Genomic DNA, 20,784 nt, shown 5'->3' with positions numbered 1-20,784 from the left:
CACAGTAACTAGATCATTTTGCTGACTGTCTTACCAACCATGCCCCTGCTTCGTCCCGGACCTGCGTCCCAAGACATGCGGGACTTCCTAGCCCTACTTGAGCAACGTGGCCAACTAAGGCGGATCAGTGCTCCCGTAGATCCAGATTTAGAACTCGCCGCTATTACTGATCGGGTGCTGGGCTTGGGTGGGCCGGCCCTGTTGTTCGAAAACGTGATTGGTTCATCGATGCCAGTGGCAGTGAATCTGATGGGCACCTTGGAGCGAGTGGTGTGGAGCATGGGTCTGGACAACGCTCAGCAACTTGAGGATCTGGGAACTCGTTTGGCTCTGCTGCAGCAACCAAGGCCGCCAAAGGGTCTGCAAGAAACCAGACAGTTTGCAAGTGTGTTTTGGGATCTGATCAAAGCGCGACCAGACCTGGATCTCACACCTCCCTGCCATCAGCAGGTGCTGCGTGGAGATGCGTTGAATCTCGACAACCTGCCTTTGATCCGTCCCTGGCCAGGCGATGCCAGTGGTGTGATCACCCTGGGTCTTGTGATTACCAAAGACCCGGAGACGGGAGTGCCGAATGTGGGGGTCTATCGCCTACAACGCCAATCGCCAAAGACCATGACGGTGCATTGGCTGAGCGTTCGCGGCGGAGCCAGGCACCTACGCAAAGCTGCTGCCATGGGCCAGAAGCTTGAGGTGGCCATTGCTATTGGTGTACACCCTCTGCTGATCATGGCCGCAGCAACTCCGATTCCTGTGCAACTCAGTGAATGGCTTTTTGCTGGTCTTTATGCAGGAGAGGGTGTACGTCTCACAGGTTGCAAAACACTTGACTTGCAAGTCCCTAGCCATAGCGAAGTGGTGTTGGAAGGAACGATCACACCTGGCGAGGAATTAGAGGATGGTCCATTTGGTGACCATATGGGCTTCTACGGAGGTGTGGAGTCCTCGCCATTGGTGCGCTTCCACTGCGTGACTCAACGCCGCGATCCGATTTTCCTCACCACGTTTAGCGGCCGCCCTCCCAAAGAAGAAGCGATGCTCGCCATCGCCTTGAACCGAATCTACACGCCCATCTTGCGTCAACAGGTGTCGGAGATTGTTGACTTCTTTCTACCGATGGAGGCCCTCAGTTACAAGCTGGCGGTGATTGCAATCGACAAGTCTTATCCAGGCCAAGCCAAGCGTGCCGCGATGGCTTTCTGGAGCGCATTGCCCCAATTCACCTATACAAAATTCGTTGTCGTGGTAGATGCCAACATCAACGTGAGAGATCCACGTCAAGTGGTATGGGCTATCGCTGCACAGGTGGATCCGCAAAGGGATCTCTTTGTACTTGAGAACACCCCTTTCGATAGCCTTGATTTTGCTAGCGAACATCTGGGGCTCGGAGGCAGGATGGCCATCGACGCCACCACTAAGATTGGGCCTGAGAAGCGCCATGTATGGGGGGAGCCACTCAGCCGGGATGCAGTTCTAGAAAGCAGGGTGGATGCTCGATGGCAGGAGCTTGGGCTTGGGGATCTGGGCAGCGAAGAACCTGATCCAACTTTGTTCGGCTATGTTTTGGATGAACTCCTGAAACCTAGAAGCGTTATTAGATGATTAGACTCCATTTTTTTTAACTGATCTAGGAAAAGAAACATCAACTCGAAACACGAAGTAAGGTTATAATGATTAGTTTTGATTCAAGACATGAGAAATTTTTGCGCATGCCTATTCCACAAAACTCTAATGTAAGATCTTAGGCTAAATGCAATTGATTATCGATGTAATAAAGTTGTCTTGGATGGTGTCATCATGACAATTCACTTTTGGCTTGTGCACATCTGCTTAAATTGATAATCCGTGGGAAGCAATAATGGCGCTACATTGTTAAACACACTTATTAACTAAATCCGTAATCTTAAAGAGCTTCTCTGAAATACATTACAATTGGCTTGAGTCGAGAAGTTTATGGAATTTAACTTTTTCTTGATTGCGGAAGAGAAATTGATTGAGTGGGTTGCAAGCAATTCCACTGTTGTTTCTGCCAAGCAATCCCTAACACTGATTCGCGAAGGTGATTATTGTAAGGAGTTTTATATTTTGCGTCATGGTCATTTATTTGTAACTACTTCCAGGCGCAGTGAAGATGGTGTTTTGCTTGCCAAGCTTTCTGAAGGCGCACTGGTTGGTGAGATGTCATTTCTTGAGTCACGTCCGCCTGTTGCAACTGTAGTGGCCGAAGCAGGCAGTGAGATCCTTGCTGTCAACAAGGACACCCTAAGCTCTGCGATCAAGAATGATTCTTCCCTTGGCCGTGCTCTTTATCACTTGTTGGCGCAAAAGCTCTCGCAACAGATTCAGCAGCAGAATGCAATGGTTCATAAGTTCTCGGGAAATGTTGTTGAACCTTTACGCAAGGTATTAACGCTATTTAGTGATCTTTCGGAATCTGATGTTATCTGGATTTCAAATAAAGGGCAATTGTATCGCCTTAAGCCGGAACAGGCATTAATCCGACAGGGAGAAACTCTCCCAGAAATTTTTCTGATTCTTGCTGGTGATGCAAGTGTAAGTGTTCAGCTTGATGATAAGGAGAAAATTGTTGGCAGTTCAACTCGAGGTGAATTACTTGGAGAGATGTCGATGGTCAATAGTCAATATAATCTCACCACGGCTACGGTACGTGCGGCCTCTGGTATGGAAACCATTGGTATAGATAAAGCTGCTCTTAAAGATAAGATTCAATCAAATGCTGGATTTGGTATGCGCTTTTATAGAGGGATGTCGCGTATGCTTTCTCAACGTGGTCGAGATCAGCTGGCTAGTATGGGATTAGCTTATCGTAGCCAAGAAAAGGAAACAGATGGGAAGGTCACAAGTTCTGATGATTCCATTGACTTTGACATCCTTTCTGGTATCACAACAGCTGGATCCCGCTTTGATTGGCTTTGTAAGCAATTTCAGAACAAAACTGCTACTAACCTTCAATAGTTGATTGCGAATGTCACCTTCTTCTTTGAATGTTGGCCAATACATTTCGTGGCCAATAAAGGCCTATTGCCTTCGCCAAGGTGAGTTGGCTGTGGTTGCTGAGTCAATAGGAAAGGAAGGGATCTTGTTGCAGAGACGTGGTCTACTAAGTTTCAAAGCAGGAGACACAATCCCAGTTCTTTCCTTGAATCAAACTAGTCTTAAGTTGCAACTCAAGGCTGTTACAACATGCAACTTTGAGGAGATTGATCCAATCAGTCTAGAGGCTAATATAGATAAAATTTGGCATGTAATAATATATCGCCTGATTCAGGAAAATTTAGACATTAAGACTCAGCAGATAACTGCAAAATCGCAGACTTTAGATAAGCCATCAGAGGAAGATTTTTTGTGGTTTGTAAATAATTTGATGTTGGCACATTTGGACCAGAATAAGGAGAAGATACAGCAATCTAATATCATTGATGATCGCTCAGAGCGGCGACTTTTTCTATCCTTTGAAGATGGGAGCTCAAGTGAAACTAACTCTGAAGGTCAGCTAGATAGTATTAGTATTATTCATCATCAAAATGATCAACTTCTTTCTGGCCTTGAACTTATCGCTAAGCGCTTAAACCGTAGTCTTAAGTATTCAAGTTATGAGCCAAAGGATTCACGCCAAAGATTGATTAGTATTTTGGATCGAAGTGGTTTTATACATCGAGAAATCCTTTTGAATGAGATGTCACTAGACAAGGATTGTGGCCATTTGATTGGATTTCAGGATGACAATGATCAATCTCCGGTTGTGCTTCTTTCTGAGAGTTCTGGTTATCAAGTTTGGCAACCGGCAGTAATGCAGAAACCGCTTCCTATAAAGGAATGTAATCATATACTGAACCAGTTAAATCCTCGTATGATTAATGTCTTTCCAGGATTTTCACAAGAGGATCTTACGACAGTCGGCTTGTTGAAGTTTGCCTATGGAAAGCCTCAACAAACTGAGAAATTCATTATCGGTGGATTATTGACTGGCCTTTCTATTGGCTTTTTATTGTCAATTGGAAAGGATGTTGGGGCGGCAAGGTGGATCTTTGGCATGGGAGCAACTGGATTGCTTATGGGTGGAACACTAGGTGTCCTAAGTGGCGGATTTCGTACAGCTACTGCAGTTGTTTTAGCTTCTACTTTATTAGGCTTGCTAACACCAACTTTTAACACAATTCTTGTTAATCAGGCACTCCCAGATAAAGATTTAGGCCTACTTTTACAGATATCAGGTATTTTAATTGTCGCTGGTTTGACTAGGGTAACCTTTGAATGGACGAAATCTCGTTCATTACAGATTGCGCAGCAACGTGGCGCGGTGCGATCACAATTTGCAGCCATGAATCGGATGTTGTCATTATCAACTGATTTCTTTCGCAAATATACTTTTGGCGATATCCAACTACGGTTTTCTGCGCTCGAGCAACTGCGGAATGAAATTCAGACCCTACTTGAGGGGGGGCTACTTAGAACCTCTCTTACCAGTATATACATCCTCTTTATGTTGAGGATTAGTGTCAAATTGACAGTTTTGGCAATTATTGTAGCCCTAATGTTGATGATACCAACAGCAATTGTAGGGTTACAGTCTAGAGAACTTGCTCGCAAGCAACAAATAGTTGCAGGTGCTGCACAAACTCGCAATTTGGAACTGATTAGTTCTGTCTCAAAACTAAGGATGGCTGGAGCTGAATCGGCTGCAGCTCATTGGTGGGGTGAAAGTTTTAGGCGTATTACCACACTTGAGCAGCTAAGAGATGCTAAAGACTCAATCTCAACTTTGCTACAGACGATCATACCTAACCTTGGCAACTTATTGTTATATATAGTAATTACTAAGTTAGCTTCAGAGGCTCTGCAGAATCCCAACATTAGTAGTCCAGATATTGGTCAGTTACTTGGTTTTTTCTCAGCCTTTGGAACTTTTATTGGTTCAATGGCCAGCCTGGCTGGTTTGTTTGTTGGTGCTTTTGATATGCCTATTATTTATGAACGTGCCCGTCCAATCCTAGAAGCAAAGCCAGAAGCACTTGATGATCTTGTCGATCCTGGTTTATTGAACGGAGCTGTTTCACTTGACCGTGTTAGTTATCGTTATGAAAGTAATCAGCCTCTTATTCTTGATCAAGTAAGCATCACAGCCAATCCTGGAGAATTTATTGCCCTAGTTGGTCCTTCAGGTTCTGGGAAGAGTACGATTGTAAGAATGCTGCTTGGATTTGGTGATCCTGAGGAAGGAACGGTACGTTTTGATGGTCAACCTTTAAGAGGTCTACGTAAGGATCGGATTAGGGAGCAGATTGGAACCGTAATGCAGAATTCCAGCATCATGGCTGGCAGCTTGTTCGAGTGCATTGCTGGTGGAAGTTTGATTTCACAAGAGCAAGCCTGGAAAGCTGCAGAGCAGGTCGCTATGGCAGATGACATTCGTGAGATGCCCATGGGTATGCAAACTGTTTTACCTGAAGGTGGAGGAACACTGTCAGGAGGGCAAAGACAACGATTATGTATTGCTAGGGCTTTAGTGAGAAATCCCAAGATTCTTATTTTCGATGAAGCGACAAGCGCATTAGACAATCGTACTCAGATGATGGTTACTGAAAGCTTGCAAGCAATGTCAATTACTAGAGTTGCAGTGGCACATCGGCTGAGTACAATACGTAATGCTGATCGAATTTTTGTTTTGCAGGATGGTCAAATCCAGCAGATAGGTAGTTTTGATCAACTTATTTCTAAAGAAGGTCTTTTTGCTGAGCTAATGAAAAGACAAGTGACATAGCATCTAGTTCAATTAATCCAATCTGTTCCTTGCAAAAGTGTAATGTCAATCTTCCGAAAAAAGGCACTTGATGCCCTCAGTACTCCTGAACAACTTGACCAGCCTATGCAGCTCTTGAGACCTGGCCAATGGGCATTATTATTCGGTCTGATGAGTTTCGGTGGATATATTCTGATATGGTCTATATTTGGTCGTCTTCCTATACGTATCCAAGGTAATGGAGTGTTAACAACTCCAAATACCATTCATTTAATTCAAGCAGAAATATCAGGTAGAATAAAAAGCATGCCTTTTGATATAGGGACTTGCATAAAGAAAGGAGAGACTTTGGCTTTGATCGATCCTGTTGAATTGAAATTAGAACAGAAAAAAGCTGAGGATCAGCTTGCTCAACTCATTAATGATGATCGTGGTGAGGAGATTTATGCCCAAAAACGTTTTAAACTTCTAGAGAGAGAGTTGAAACGTGTCACTCAGTATGCCCGTAGTGGCGCTATAAGTGCTGATGATTTTGCTAGACGTGAGCAGAAGACTAGAGATTTAGAAGCTCAGATTTTTGCTGAAGATAATCGACGCAACCAAGGGATCAAGCAACAACAGCTGACTTTATTTAAGATTAAAGAAAAAATTAGTCAAATGGCTGCGGTAAAAGCTCTTCATAATGGCTGTATTGTTGGCCGCCAAGTTCAAACTGGTCAATATATTCAGCCGGCCACAATACTATTTGAATTGAATGTTTTGGAAGGTAATGATGATCTGATTAGTTTAGGATTCTTTGCTGCTAAAGATGGCAAAAGGCTAAAGTTGGGCCAGCCTGTAAGAGTGACACCGACAACGACTAAACAGCAACGTCATGGAGGTATACAGGGCATGATTACAGAAATCAGCCCTTTGCCTATAAGCCAAGCTGCCTTGAAACTTAGACTGGGTAATGAAGCTACAGTGAATAGTATCAACCCAAATCAACAGCCACTAATAGAGGTTACTACTTCACTTAATCGTAGCAAGAATACTCTTAGTGGCTATGATTGGGGTGGTGGATCTGGACCAGATCTTTTGCTTACTCCAGGTACAAATACTAATATTAGTGTTGTTGTAGAACAACGCCCTCCAATAAGTTATGTTATTCCGTTGCTCAGAGACCTGAGCGGCATCTATTGATCCTTAAGAAGAAAAAGTTATGACGCTATTCAGTGAAATAAAACGGATCTGGCTAACACAAGTTGCAAAGTACGACGGCAGCTGGGTACGCACGCCAACAGTTCTTCAAATGGAGAATACAGAATGCGGAGCTGCCTCATTGAGCATCATTCTACAGCATTTTGGAAAGTATGTTCCCTTGACTCAATTACGTGAATTGTGTGGCGTGTCTAGAGATGGAAGTGACGCAGCAAATCTTCTTTTGGCAGGTGAATCTCTTTCACTGAAAGGTAAAGGATTTAAGAAGGGATTGGTTCAACTCCAGAAAGTTAAGCTGCCTGTAATTCTCTTTTGGGAATTTAATCATTTTCTGATACTTGAAGGATTTGTAGGCGACAAAGTTATGCTTAACGACCCTGCTGTTGGCCCACGCACAGTAACGATGGATGAATTCGAAACAAGTTATACTGGAATTACATTAACTTTCGACCCTACACCAGAATTCAAGAAAGGGGGTAAGGCCCCTTCGGTTTGGCCAATTGTTTTCCGTAGGATGTCAACAGAAAGATTTGCCTTGTTATTTACTTTATTAAGCGGTCTTGTATTGGTTCTTCCGCAGCTAGTAATACCGATTTACGCGCAAATATATATGGACGAAGTAATTGGCAACCAACTGCAACAATGGCTTAAGCCAATGCTTTGGGCATTTGCTTTTACGATCATATTTCAAGCCATTGTTCAACAGCTCCAGTTGATGAGCACCATTGCTCTCGAAAAGCGATTGACTCGACGTTTTGCAGCACAGTTTGAACGGCATGTTTTATCCCTTCCGGAACGTTTCTTCTCACAGCGCTACTCTGGAGACATTGCACTTAGGATGCAATATAATAACGAAATCTCTGATTTTATTGCTAGCAGGTTAATTCCATTGACAACTGGTTCGACACTGTTAGTTTTCTATTTGATACTTACTTTTCTCTATAGCCCAATTCTTGGTTCAATTGTAATCGCCACGACTACTATTAATGCGATAGTTGTCAGCCTCAACTTGCGATACCTTGAAGATGCTAGCTTGCAAATTAGCAAGGATACCGCTAAGACAGGTTCTGTTGTTGTAGGTGCAGTAAGAGAAATAGAATCGATTAAGTCAGCCGCACTTGAAAATGATATTTTCAAAAGATATAGCGGCTATCAAACACGTTTGCTAAATTTTTCTCAGGAAGTAAGCATGCGCAATGCACGCATGGCATTAGTCCCAAGCATGTTGACAACAACTAATGAGGTTTTAATTCTATCTGTTGGTTTCTTACTGGTTATAAAAGGAGAGTTGACAATTGGAATGTTGCTTGCAGCGCAGACAATAGCCATGAGCCTCAAGCGTGAGATCGAAAGTGTTATTAATTTTGTCCGCGAACTGCCTGATTTCACTGCAAGTGTACTTCGCCTTGAAGATGTCTTAGAACAGCCTATAGACCCAATACTTAATTCTAATCAAACCCTTTCTTCTTTTCCCGATGAGCGTAGTCGTCTTTCTGGTGAAATAGAGATTCGTTCACTGAGTTTTGGATATGTTCCAGTTAAAGATCCACTTATCAATAGTCTAAATGTGTCTATCAAGCCGGGTCAAAGGATTGCTTTTGTGGGTGGCAGTGGTTCTGGTAAGAGTACAGTCGCCCGATTGATTGCTGGCCTATATCAGCCTACAAGTGGCGAGATTCTATATGATGGAATTCCTTTAACTCAAATACCGAGAAAAATAGCAGTGGCTTCACTGGGAATGGTGCAGCAGGATATCGCAATTTATGGCTGCAGTGTTAGGGATAACCTCACTCTTTGGAACCAACTGATTCCAGATGCGACACTACAAAAGGCCTGTATGGACGCACAGATTTTGCAGACAATTTTGCAGTTATCAGATGGATTTCAAACAAAACTAACCGAAGGTGGGCGCAATCTTTCAGGTGGTCAGAGACAACGTCTTGAGATAGCCCGGGTATTAGTTCAAGATCCAGCAATCCTAATTCTTGATGAGGCGACTTCAGCATTAGATGCGGAAACTGAACGTTTAGTTGATGAGGCATTTCGGCGTAGGGGTTGCACCCAAATCATCGTTGCACATCGATTGAGTACAATCAGAGATGCAGATGAGATTATAGTTTTAGATAAAGGAGAAGTCGTTCAACGGGGTACTCATAGTCAGATGGCTGCTATACAGGGAAGCCCTTATTCCTCCCTGCTTAATGAAGTTGCTGAGAGCACTTGATCAGACTGATTTCATCATAGGTAAAAAATTTTATCCTGACTTGAGATCTATTAAAGCAATCATTTGCTTTAACTCCTTCAGGTGTTTTAATTAATCATCTCACTAGATCAAAAATTATTTTTAACCATAGTTCATGAGATGTCTTCCTCTTCGTTCTAAGTCTAATTATTATTCCAAAAATTAACTACTTTTATTTCTCCTGGGTCTCTCTTATCTCTAGTTTTATTATGAGGATAATCCTACTGATATCATAAGCAAACGAATATCAGCCTTTTCCCTCAATGAAGTCTGTAATATGCACAAGCTCACCATCGTCCTTTACTGCAATTGATTCAACCCAACCCTTTTTTAAACTGTTGAGCATAGTCTATGCACTATGCGGTGTCTTAGCAGTGCAATACGCTCATTTGGGATTGACCTTGATCTGATTAATTCTTCTAGTTTATAAGCCCGTTGTAGGGCATATGTGTAGACATTTGGCACATCTTTCGGATTCAACTCTCTTGAATATGTATGAACACTGCCATTTATCTCTGTTGTTGAATCGATATTCAGTCCGAGTTCCATTCTAGAATTATCTGTTGAGAATATTTTTAGTGATTTCAGCATTCCTAGGGTATCAGCAATTAATTCATCATAAAGGTTGAGCCGCATTTCACCTGTTAGTCATTTGGTGGCTAACAGTGTAATTTCATGTTCATGTCGCCAATGTTGAGATAATTCAATCACTTTCTCATTAGTTGGATTTCTTGCTGATAATGAGCTATAAGGAGACCGATGTAAAATGATGAGCTTTGCTCTTAGTAGATTGTTTACTTTGAGGATCAAGCCCCAGTGAATTAAGCCACTGATTGCCTCAGCATGTACAGACGGTTGAATTGTATTTAGTCCGCAGCGATAAGCTTGGCGCTCGACACTCAAAAAGTCCTCACGGTCTTGGATTTCTATTACGGGTAATATTGGTAATGTTATGCATGGGTGCTTCGCTATTCGAACTGAAAATCCACCTGCATCTCTGAGCTCAAGAATCGAATCTTGCTAGGATTGATTTTAACACTCTTCTCCTTTAAGTGCTAAACACTTGGAGGTTTCAGATTTACTGGCTTCTTTTTGTGGTTTAATCCATAGTCTTGGAAGATAATTACTTATACCCGCAAAATGCTTGTTTGGTAGATCTTCTTTTCTCCATTCGCTCCACCAGCTTAGATCTGTCTGTTCTTCAAGAGGTAACTCAGGCCATTTGTAGTCAGCTCCAATAAACCCCTTACAATATTCCTTTAGTGCAATATTTCTTGTCAGTCATAAGTCATTGTTAGGGCTCATTTTCATTGTCTCCTGAGCAATACTGCTGTAATCTGATAGGCTAATGTTGTAGATGTTTAAATTTTTGACTGTACGCTATCTTTTCACTTCTGTTAACTTAACGTTGGATTTAGGCCTGGCTAATTGAGCTTTTGCTAGAGCTAGTAGATAATTACCTATTAATTTGTCGACATGAAGCTTCATTCAGAGTAATCTGTCGATATTTGCATGGTTTTTTTATCCTTTAGATTTGGAGAACTATTTCGCAAGCATGTTGCCAATATTTCGAAACTTTATTTGAAAATCATAGATCTAATTCTGGCTTTTCTCTCGTTGAACTGTATCAGATATTTAGCTTTTTGCCGGCAATCTTGTTTGTACAATGGTTTGGCGAATATATGATTCATTTATTTTTATATTGGTTATCATTTGTAGAGGCAATATTGCCAGTAGGCGGTAAATGGGTGCTGATTGGTATGTGGGTTCTGTTTTGTCTGTGCAAGTCTGTCTGAACAGATTGCTGGGTTAATTCCTTTGCTTTCTGTTGCGCTTTGTGAATGTTTTTATTGTTCTATTTGGCCATTACTGCGACTTTTATTGTCGCCATTTCTAAATATCAATTGTTATTTTAAAATAATTTGACAAGCGTTGCTTGTCTGCCTTCTGGGTAATTATTGATGCCTAAGTAATGCTTCTTTTTTTTGGATCGGCTATGCTTGTCTTCAAGCAGTAAGCATTCTAGGGTTATTTCGGAGGATTGGCTCATCATTAAACATCCTATTAGGGCTGTTTAATGATGAGCTAAGCGTTGATTCATGGCCGATACTAGTGATTATTTTCTTCACAGTCTTGGCTTGGTGTTTGATTCAAACTGATGATTTCTTCGATTATCCACTTGTCTGTATGATTTTAATACTTAGGTCTCGATATTTTTTAAATCGAGACCTGGAGTGTTAACTCGCTTTCGCTATGGGGGGGGTGGTGTAGCGCCACCGGCGCCTGGAGGTGGCGTGCCTTGATCACCGCCCATTGGCGGAGCACCTTCAGGTGGCACGCCTGGATCGCTGCCCATTGGTGGCCCCCCTGGCCCCCCTCCCCCTGGAGGTGGCGTGCCTTGATCACCGCCTGGAGGCGGCGGCATCCAACCTTCACCGCCTGGAGGCGGCGGCATCCAACCTTCACCGCCTGGAGGCGGCGGCATCCAACCTTCACCGCCTGGAGGCGGCGGCATCCAACCTTCACCGCCTGGAGGCGGCGGCATCCAACCTTCACCGCCTGGAGGCGGCGGCATCCAACCTTCACCGCCTGGAGGCGGCATGCTTGGATCATGTGGATGTGGCATTTCACTATCCCCGCCCGCTCCGCCGCCATAATCAAAGCCAACCATGCCTTGACCTGGCATTGGTGGCAGGGGTTGCTCGCCTGGGGGGAATTGGCCAGGAGGCATCCCTGCTCTTGGCCCACCACCTGGAGGTTGCATGCCTGGATCACCACAGCCGCCAGCGACTCCTTTCAATTCTTCTTTGGATAGCTCATCAGAGTTTTCCGTCGAAGCCTTTTTTTTAGACATGTGTTTAGTCAAAGGGCTTAATTTTTATTTGTAGGTCGTTTTTCAGATTTCGTCAGCCGGTTTGAGCATATTCACTTAGTTGCTGGCCGTTTAATTATTCATCTCAGCGTTGCTTTTTGGTTGTTCACTTGAAAAAAAAAACTCCAGGCTTTGCTCGATGCTTAAAAAAAAACTCCAGGCTTTGCTCGATGCTTAAAAAAAAACTCCAGGCTTTGCTCGATGCTTAAAAAAAACTCAATGTCCCCATATAAAATCCTACTGATTCGGGCCACACCCATTGAGCGTTACAAGCACTGTCTCATCGACACGTGAGCTTCGAGCAGGTGGCGGGCTTTCTGGAACGGTACGAGTCCCTGGAGACAAATCGATTTCCCATCGAGCGCTGTTATTTGGAGCTATCGCAGAAGGGTTTACCACCATCGAGGGCCTTTTACCTGCTGAAGATCCCATTAGTACCGCCGCCTGCCTTCGAGCGATGGGCGCCACGATCAGCCCGATCCATGCAGGGCAAACAGTTCGCGTTGAAGGCGTCGGTCTCGATGGACTTCAAGAACCGCAAGATGTACTTGACTGCGGTAACTCCGGCACAACAATTCGGCTGATGCTAGGGCTGTTGGCGGCACGCAAGGGCCGCCATTTCGTGCTTAGCGGTGATGCCTCTTTGCGCCGTAGACCGATGAATCGGGTTGGCCAGCCATTAACAATGATGGGAGCCAAAATTAAAGGACGATCCAACGGCGACTTCGCACCACTTGCCGTGAGCGGTCAGAAACTTCGTGGTGGTGTCATCGGTACACCTGTAGCAAGTGCCCAGGTGAAGTCAGCCCTGCTGCTGGCAGCCCTTACAGCCGATGGGGCAACGACTGTGATCGAACCAGCCCATTCGAGAGACCACAGCGAACGCATGTTGCGGGCATTCGGCGCTGATCTCGAAGTGGGAGGAGAGATGGGTCGCCATATCAGAGTGAGCCCAGGACAAAAGCTTTATGGGCAAAATATTGTCGTGCCAGGTGACATCAGTTCCGCTGCTTTTTGGCTTGTCGCAGGAGTGCTTGTGCCTGGAGCTGAGCTCGTGGTGGAAAACGTTGGTTTAAACCCCACCCGTACCGGCATCCTGGAAGTGTTGCAGCAAATGGAAGCTCGCATTGAGGTGCTCAACCGCCATGAAGTCGCCGGTGAACCAGTTGGAGACCTACGGGTGAGGCAAGGACGGTTAAAGCCCTTCAGCATCAATGGGGACATCATTCCTCGCCTGGTCGATGAGGTGCCGATCCTGGCGGTGGCTGCTTGTTTCTGTGATGGTGAAAGTAAAATTACTGACGCCAGTGAACTGCGCGTCAAGGAAACCGATCGGCTCGCTGTGATGACCAGGCAGCTCACGGCTATGGGAGCAGATATCGACGAACATGCCGATGGGCTCACCATCCGAGGGGGACGAACACTGCGAGGCACAGACCTCGATAGTGAAACGGATCATCGAGTCGCCATGAGTCTGGCGGTGGCTGCGTTGCTGGCGGAGGGCAATTCTCGCTTGACTGGTAGCGAAGCTGCGGCTGTGTCCTACCCCAACTTCTGGGATGACCTTGAGCGGCTGCATCGCTAATGCCGGCCACTCTCGCCCTTTGGGGGCACTGACTGTTTTCCCAACGGCGGATGGTAGCTTCAGCCTGCATAGTGAGTACTTCGACGAAGCGTTCCACAACTCCGCCGGAGCGCTGAATGAAGCATGCGCGAAATTCGCACAACCGGCAGAGTTGACGCGCTTTAGTGGCGGACAAACTCTTCGGATCCTCGACGTATGCATGGGTCTTGGCTACAACACTGCGGCTGTGCTGGATGCCATGCCAACTCCAGCACCGAATGTGCTGTGGTGGGGTCTAGAGATTGACAGGCGACCACTGGAACTCGCTTTGGCGCAGACGGGGTTCTGTAGTGCCTGGTCAGCATCGGTCCACCAGAAACTTATTTTAATCCGAGATTGTGATGGTTGGGATCAGCCAGAGAGCAGGGGAACAATGTTGTGGGGTGATGCACGCCAAATGCTTCATCAGCTACCCCAAGATCAGCAGTTTGATTTGATTCTTCACGACGCCTTCTCCCCAGGTCGCTGCCCACAGCTATGGAGTGAAGAGTTTCTGCATGGCCTGGTCATACGATTAGCTCCAGGCGGGAGGCTCCTGACCTACAGCCGTGCAGCGGCCATACGTGCCAGTTTGCAGCGAGCAGGGCTGAAATTATTCTCGCTACTGCAAGTGCCCGGGGAGCGCGGAGGTTGGAGCAGTGGCACCATGGGGATGAAGCAGTTCAAGATCAGCTTTGGAGAGAAAGGTCCTGGTTGGCGGGCGCTTACTGCAATGGAACATGAACATCTACATACACGCGCAGCCGTTCCGTACCGCGATCCAACTGGAGAAGATCAGGCAGAAGTGATCCGGAGGCGGCGCAGCACTGAACAACAGCTCTGCGGATTAGAGGCGACCAATACCTGGCACCACCGTTGGACAGCCAAGCAAAGGCATGGTTGATTCTTGTCAGGAAGAAACGAGTGGAAAATTAGAATAGATAAGACTTGAAAGAGATTGTTTAAAGTCATTCTTGAATCCTTCCAACTCAACGCAAGTTCATTCTTTACAGCTGATTAATCCCAAAGGAGATGTTGTTGCAGCGTTTGATTTAATGGATCTTCTTTTACTGGGTGATTCATACCAATGATTGGCAGCTTGCTTTCACCTGAGATTGTTGATCATGATCTATAGGATTGCTTGAACAATGACTCATCAATAAGGAGGCTTTTTATGTGGGGTCATCGTGTGCTTCATTGCCAGCAAAGTGCCAGTGCTAGTGAAAGTAGAAACTTCTCTGGCGCTCTTCTGGCTGAATCATCACCGCTAGAAGCTGAGCTGATCTTGCTTAAAGGCTGTTAACTGCAGTGAAGTTGTCGGAATTCAATTAGATTCCGGCCGATTCGCCATTCGCTCCATGCTTGCCGTCGCCATCTTGGCTGCTGGGAAGGGCACCCGCATGAAGAGCTGCCTGCCGAAAGTCTTGCAACCGCTCGCAGGTTCCACATTGGTTGAGCGGGTGTTGACCAGTTGCTCGGGCCTTCAACCTCAACGGCGCTTGTTGATTGTTGGCCACCAGGCGCAAGAGGTGCAACAGCAGCTCACTGATTGGCAAGGCTTGGAGTTTGTTGTTCAACAACCTCAGAACGGCACAGGTCATGCGGTGCAGCAAGTACTGCCCGTATTGGAGGGCTTTGATGGCGAGCTTTTGGTTCTCAATGGCGATGTCCCATTACTTCGACCAAGCACGATCGAACACTTGGTGAACGAACATCGCTCAAGTGGTGCCGACGTCACGCTGCTAACAGCCCGACTCGCAGATCCCACGGGCTATGGCAGGGTGTTTTCAGATCAACAAGGCCGCGTAAGCAGCATCGTTGAACATCGCGATTGTAGTGACGAACAGCGCCACAACAATCTCACTAACGCAGGCATCTACTGCTTCAATTGGAAGAAATTGGCCGCAGTACTACCCCAACTTTGTAGTGATAATGATCAAGGTGAGCTCTACCTCACCGACACTGTGGCCTTACTACCTATTGCGATGCATGTAGAGGTGGCTGATCCCGATGAGGTGAATGGCATCAACGATCGTTGCCAACTTGCCAACTGTGAGGCGCTGCTTCAAGAACGGCTACGTAACCATTGGATGAAGGAAGGGGTCACTTTTACTGACCCTGCTAGCTGCACGCTTAGTGAAGATTGTCAGTTCGGTAGAGATGTGGTAATTGAACCCCAAACCCATTTGCGGGGCTGCTGCAACATTGGCGATGGCTGCCAGCTTGGCCCAGGAAGCTTGATTGAGAATGCCGAACTTGGCCATGGAGTCAGCGTTCTTCATTCCGTTGTATGTGATGCCAAAGTGGGAAATGAGGTGGCTATTGGCCCTTTCTCACACCTACGCCCTGGTGCAGGCATCGCTGATCAATGCCGTATCGGCAACTTTGTGGAGATTAAAAAAAGCCAAATTGGCGAGGGTTCAAAGGTGAATCACCTCAGTTATATCGGTGACGCACAACTTGGTCGCCATGTCAATGTCGGGGCCGGTACGATCACTGCAAATTACGACGGTGTGAGAAAACATCTCACCGTGGTTGGTGATAACAGCAAAACAGGGGCTAATTCCGTTTTGGTGGCGCCGATTGTTTTAGGGTCGGACGTGACAGTAGGAGCTGGCTCCACTCTCACTAAAGATGTTCCCAATGGTGCTCTCGCCCTTGGCCGCTCCAAACAACTGATTAAAAATGGTTGGCAGTGAAACGAGAGGATTAAGGCTTAGCCCTCTTAGAGCAATGGGATCAATTTCTCTAGAGCGACACCACGACTAGCCTTAAGCAGAACCACATCGCCGGCCTCTAGCCAAGCCTGCAATGGCTGAGCAGCCTGCTCTGGGTTGGCAACGACGGCCAAATGCGGCAAGGACCCTGCTGCTGTTGCCATGGCCTCAGCCTCAGCGCCTGCAGCAACGACGACGAGTCCATCTAAACCAACTTGTACCGCCCGTTCAGCAACTTGGCGATGCAAAGCCACGCTCTGGTCTCCTAGCTCCAGCATGGTTCCGAGGACTGCAAAGTGACGTCCCGGTTGAATTGCTAATAGTTCCAATGCTGCTTGCACGGCTTCCGGCGAAGCGTTGTAGGTCTCGTCTAGAACAGTGAAGTTGCCAACTTTTAGCCGTCGACTACGGCCACCAGGAACGTCTACTTTTAGATTGGATAGCGATTCCTTGCAGACATCTAATTCACGGGCAACTGCGAGTGCCAGTATCAAATTGCAAGCGTTATGCATCCCTTCTAAAGGCAGGGTGTAGGCATTTCCTTCTAGCAATAGTTCACCCTTTGCCAGGTCAACGCAGCCAACGAGATCAGCCTTGGGTAGAGGTCTTCGATGCAGATTTGCAATCTCTGGTGGCTCTAATTGTTGATTGTCTTGAACTGCCACGCGGATCACCCGCCCCCGCCAGATCCGTTCAAGAGCATCTTCCAGGAGCGAATCCCCTGCTGGGATGACGATCACTCCTCTGGGTTTCAGGCAAGTGGTGATCTCACACTTGGCGGAAGCAATCGCCGCACGACTACCTAAACGACCGACGTGTGCATTGCCGATATTGGTGATCACAGCGACGTCTGGTTGGGTGCAACAGGAGAGACGCTCTATTTCCCCAATTCCACGCATCCCCATCTCCACCACAACTGCGCCATGATCTGAATGCGCCTGCAACAAGGTGAGCGGAACACCCACGTCGTTGTTGTTGTTGCCTGCACTTGCCAAGACCTCACCAAGGGGTGTGAGTGCAGAGCGGATCAACTCCCGAGTCGTGGTTTTTCCTGCTGAACCTGTGACGGCAACCACCGGTACATTCAACTGACGGCGATGCAGCAACCCCAGTTGCTGATAAGCCTCGAGAGTGTCTTCCACAATCCAATGGGGGAGACCCTCGGGCACTGGATGATGATCTTTGCGAGCCACCACAGCCGCCTGGGCCTCAAGCTTCAGAGCTTGAGCAAGAAAGGCATGGCCATTGAAATGCTCCCCCACCAACGGCACAAAGAAGCTGCCTTCGCTCAACTGACGACTGTCTGTGCAGATCGGACCAACAGCTTGGTCAAGATCTAGGTCAGACGCGTGAACATGCATCGGAGCACCCCAAAGCTCGACCAGCTGCCCCAGACGCAGTCTCATCAAGCCAAATCCTGATCGAAAATGATCATGCCCACACCCACTCTTGCTGTCCTGGCAAGCAGTTGATCATCCTCGCTTTGAAGTTGAAGTTCGTCATAACTGAGCTGTTCAGCAAGAGCCTGCCAACGATCGGCAAGTTCACGCTGTCGAGATGAATTGAGGTTGTTCCAAGCTGGACTAAGTCTCAACACAAGATCATTGTCCAGGGGTCTTGGTTCGGCTGCAAGAAGCAAGCCACTGGGGAGATCATTGTCTGCCAGCATCGTTAAGAGAGGCTCAAGCTGAAGAGGTACAGCTAAAGGCGTTGAAAGTTGTGTGGATTCCAGTTCAGAAGGCTCCGACAACGTTGCAACAGGTTCTGACTCCGCAGTGGAGGGGCTAGACATCACAGCCAATGCAGCTGAATTGCTGGGATACGTCTCTGCAGGATCTAGTTGTGCCACAGCTGCAGGTTGGTCAATCAGCAGACTGCTGAGGAACACTCCCAAGACCAGTACTGTTGCAAGTGTCAATGGCCAGAACATTGGTGCCATTGCAGAAGGCCAGAACCTTGGTGTGGAGAATTCGCCTTGCCGGTTGAGACGCCAGAGTTGCCTGAGTCGCAGACCAAGGTCTGCGAAGACATCACGAAATCCCTCTCTCAGGGATACCCAGGGATTGGTATAGGGGACTGGGAGTTGTCCCGTTTGCTTCTCTGGCCGGGGGGGCGACTTTCCCATGCTGATCAGGAGCCCTGACGACCAAGCGGCAGATTGAAAAGATTGGGGCGCAGCAATGGAGTCGTCTGCAAAAGAGCCGCTAAATCTGCAAAACCAACAACCAAGTTTAAACCTCTTTTTTTAATCATTCCCCTTCTTCTTGCGTCTGGTTCTTTTTTTCGCATTGCTGTCCTGGTTCTGACGGGAAGGATCTGAACCCTGGCCGAGAGAAAATTGCTCCACAACCGCCGCATCAGGAGACGGCTCCTTAAAGCCACAGACATCCCGATACATCTGCTCATAGTCGAGAGCGGAGCGATCCCAGCTGTAGCTTTGAGTCATTCCACGTTGCTGCAACTCACGCCAGCAATCACGATGACGGAATGCCTCCCAAGACCTCACTAATGCTGTATAGAAGTCAACAGGCTCAAATCGATCGAAGCAGAATCCAGTACCGGTTTGATGAATAGGGTCGTAGGAAGGCACCGTGTCGACAAGACCACCCACTTTGCGCACCACCGGCACGCTGCCGTAGCGCATGGCCAACAGCTGACTAATGCCACAGGGTTCGAAGCGACTCGGCATCAGAAATGCGTCACTGCCGCCGTAGATCAAACGTGCTAGGTCATCGTCGTAAGTGAGGAAAACCGAGAAGCGGCCAGGGTTCTGAATTGCCAATTGCCACAGGCCGGATTCCAAACCACGCTCACCAGTGCCCAGCACGACGATCTGGGAATCTGTGTAAGCAAGCAATCGCTCTGTCACCTGCAGCAGAAGATCAACCCCTTTCTGATCCACCAACCGACTCACCATCCCAAGTAGATAGGTGTCTGGATTGACCTCAAGCCCCATGCGCTGTTGAAGGGTCTGCTTGTTCACAGCACGACCTGAAAGGTCATCGGCATTGAAAGTGGCTGGCAAAGACTTGTCATTGGCAGGGTCCCAATCCTGCAGGTCAATGCCATTGAGGATCCCACGCAGTTTTCCAGAGATGTAGTTCAACAAGCCATCAAGGCTCTCCCCGTATTCAGATGTACAAATCTCTCTTGCATAGGTGGGGGAGACGGCATTCACCCGATCGGCATAAAGCAAGGCTGCCGCCATGGTGTGATCCCCTTGCATGTACCAGGGGCACCAAGTCATCCGATCAAGTTTCCAGCGCCAGGGGCCCTGATATTTGAGGTTGTGAATGGTAAAGACCGTGCTGATTTCAGGGTCCTGATGCATCCACACAGGAATCATCCCGGTATGCCAGTCGTGGCAATGCAGCACTTGCGGTTTCCAAACGTTCCAGGCAAATTCCGTTGTCGCGCTTGCGAAAAACGTAAAACGCCAATCTTCGTCTTCTCCGCCGTAGATCCTTTCAGGATCAAACACTGGATGCCCCACCAGATAAAGGGGCAAACCATTGCTGGGATGACTTGTCTCATAGATGGCGAACTCGTTGCCCATGGTCTGACCCCGCCAAATCGGATCAGTAGGGATATCCAGCAAGCTCCAGAGCTTGCCGTAACCAGGCATGATCAGACGCACATCATGATCAAGCTTGGCCAGAGCTGGGGGCAATGAGCCCACCACATCACCCATTCCACCGACCTTGACCATCGGCGCGCATTCCGCAGCAGCAAATAGCACGCGCATTTTCAAGTCAGTCGAGAGCCGCGAGACTCTAAATGTGCATCAGCTCAATCAGATCACGATCATGGGAGAACCTTGAGCGGTGTGCCGATTTTGACCAGCCGATAGAGGGATTGGATGTCCTCTTCAAACAGCCGAACACAACCATGGGAAACGGCTCGGCCAACAGTCCAGCGGTGGGGCGTTCCATGGAAGCCAGACGTGACGCAGCCATCAATGGTTAGCCAACGATCACCATCGTGAGCGTCTCTACCGTTGCAATCTCGATAGAAGCCGATCCAGCGACTACCAAGGGGATTATTCGGCCCAGATCTGATTCGCTTTCCGCTCTGGGGATGCTCCCAAATGGGATGGGGAGTCTTGCTTAAAACTTGAAACTCACCTGTCGGAGTCTCCCAGCCAGGCATGCCAACCGCCACTGAGAAGCTTTTAATTAAGGAGCCATCTTCCAAAACAAGCAGCCGACGGCTACGCCGATCCAAGACCAGATGCCGCCCCTCACGTTCAATCACAGCGACGGGGAAGCTGGCGACGATTTGGGGAAGAGAGTCCTGAACAGCTGCATGAATCAGGGAGGGCAGCAGCGGCAGTGGAAGCGGTAGCAAGAACTCCTTCCCCAAAGCAAACGATGCGTCAATCATGACGCT

14 protein-coding genes are annotated in these 20,784 nt (G+C 47.3%); 8 read left to right on the top strand and 6 right to left on the bottom strand.

The features are described from left to right. The first annotated feature begins 39 nt into the window (after positions 1 to 39). The 5 genes from SIB66_RS11745 (at position 40) to SIB66_RS11725 (ending at position 9,185) form a co-directional block, all read left to right on the top strand. Positions 40 to 1,602, top strand: coding sequence for a UbiD family decarboxylase (locus SIB66_RS11745; protein ID WP_063406160.1), 1,563 nt, complete (start codon positions 40 to 42; stop codon positions 1,600 to 1,602). A 351-nt stretch (positions 1,603 to 1,953) separates the two neighbouring features. Beyond that, positions 1,954 to 2,976, top strand: coding sequence for a cyclic nucleotide-binding domain-containing protein (locus SIB66_RS11740; protein WP_063406161.1), 1,023 nt, complete (start codon positions 1,954 to 1,956; stop codon positions 2,974 to 2,976). A gap of 10 nt (positions 2,977 to 2,986) precedes the next feature. Next, positions 2,987 to 5,782, top strand: coding sequence for an ATP-binding cassette domain-containing protein (locus SIB66_RS11735; protein WP_413681308.1), 2,796 nt, complete (start codon positions 2,987 to 2,989; stop codon positions 5,780 to 5,782). A 42-nt stretch (positions 5,783 to 5,824) separates the two neighbouring features. Further along, on the top strand, positions 5,825 to 6,943 hold the full coding sequence (locus SIB66_RS11730; protein ID WP_063406162.1) for an efflux RND transporter periplasmic adaptor subunit: 1,119 nt from the start codon (positions 5,825 to 5,827) through the stop codon (positions 6,941 to 6,943). Positions 6,944 to 6,962: 19 nt separating this feature from the next. Further along, a complete protein-coding gene (locus tag SIB66_RS11725; protein WP_063406163.1) occupies positions 6,963 to 9,185 on the top strand; it encodes an NHLP family bacteriocin export ABC transporter peptidase/permease/ATPase subunit in 2,223 nt (740 codons plus the stop codon). 666 nt (positions 9,186 to 9,851) lie between these two features. On the opposite strand, the gene SIB66_RS11720 is transcribed toward SIB66_RS11725, so the two are convergent. Further along, positions 9,852 to 10,106 (bottom strand): hypothetical protein, encoded by a 255-nt coding sequence (locus tag SIB66_RS11720; protein WP_236070202.1) that lies wholly within the window; start codon positions 10,104 to 10,106, stop codon positions 9,852 to 9,854. A 1,348-nt stretch (positions 10,107 to 11,454) separates the two neighbouring features. Then, complete coding sequence (locus tag SIB66_RS11715) at positions 11,455 to 12,057, bottom strand: hypothetical protein (RefSeq protein WP_413410182.1); 603 nt, start codon at positions 12,055 to 12,057, stop codon at positions 11,455 to 11,457. Between the two features lie 277 nt (positions 12,058 to 12,334). On the opposite strand from SIB66_RS11715, the gene aroA reads away from it, so the two are divergent. The 3 genes from aroA (at position 12,335) to glmU (ending at position 16,377) form a co-directional block, all read left to right on the top strand. Next, the gene (gene aroA / locus SIB66_RS11710) at positions 12,335 to 13,660 is read left to right on the top strand and encodes a 3-phosphoshikimate 1-carboxyvinyltransferase (RefSeq protein WP_063406165.1); all 1,326 of its coding nucleotides are present in this window, start codon (positions 12,335 to 12,337) and stop codon (positions 13,658 to 13,660) included. Then, positions 13,635 to 14,582 carry an MnmC family methyltransferase gene (locus tag SIB66_RS11705; RefSeq protein WP_063406166.1) on the top strand — a complete coding sequence of 316 codons (948 nt, stop codon included), beginning with the start codon at positions 13,635 to 13,637 and terminating at the stop codon, positions 14,580 to 14,582. The genes aroA and SIB66_RS11705 overlap by 26 nt, the downstream gene beginning before the upstream one ends. 454 nt (positions 14,583 to 15,036) lie before the next feature. Next, positions 15,037 to 16,377 (top strand): bifunctional UDP-N-acetylglucosamine diphosphorylase/glucosamine-1-phosphate N-acetyltransferase GlmU, encoded by a 1,341-nt coding sequence (glmU, locus tag SIB66_RS11700; RefSeq protein ID WP_063406167.1) that lies wholly within the window; start codon positions 15,037 to 15,039, stop codon positions 16,375 to 16,377. A 26-nt stretch (positions 16,378 to 16,403) separates the two neighbouring features. Here the strand turns inward: glmU and SIB66_RS11695 are convergent, their stop codons facing one another. The 4 genes from SIB66_RS11695 to SIB66_RS11680 form a co-directional block, all read right to left on the bottom strand. After that, on the bottom strand, positions 16,404 to 17,801 hold the full coding sequence (locus SIB66_RS11695) for a UDP-N-acetylmuramoyl-tripeptide--D-alanyl-D-alanine ligase (protein WP_063421524.1): 1,398 nt from the start codon (positions 17,799 to 17,801) through the stop codon (positions 16,404 to 16,406). After that, positions 17,801 to 18,520: a hypothetical protein gene (locus SIB66_RS11690; RefSeq protein ID WP_063397455.1), complete on the bottom strand. Its 720-nt coding sequence runs from the start codon at positions 18,518 to 18,520 to the stop codon at positions 17,801 to 17,803. Before SIB66_RS11690 ends, SIB66_RS11695 begins: the two co-directional genes overlap by 1 nt. Positions 18,521 to 18,640: 120 nt before the next feature. Further along, positions 18,641 to 20,140 carry a glycogen synthase GlgA gene (glgA, locus tag SIB66_RS11685; protein ID WP_063406169.1) on the bottom strand — a complete coding sequence of 500 codons (1,500 nt, stop codon included), beginning with the start codon at positions 20,138 to 20,140 and terminating at the stop codon, positions 18,641 to 18,643. Between the two features lie 59 nt (positions 20,141 to 20,199). Continuing rightward, positions 20,200 to 20,778, bottom strand: coding sequence for a L,D-transpeptidase (locus tag SIB66_RS11680; RefSeq protein ID WP_236070203.1), 579 nt, complete (start codon positions 20,776 to 20,778; stop codon positions 20,200 to 20,202). Positions 20,779 to 20,784 lie beyond the last annotated feature (6 nt).

It is taken from the genome of Prochlorococcus sp. MIT 1318 (assembly GCF_047304505.1).
Taxonomy (GTDB): Bacteria; Cyanobacteriota; Cyanobacteriia; order PCC-6307; family Cyanobiaceae; genus Prochlorococcus; species Prochlorococcus marinus_D.
The sequence above is the reverse complement of the archived record's forward strand: the minus strand, read 5'-3'. Positions and strand labels throughout refer to the sequence as shown.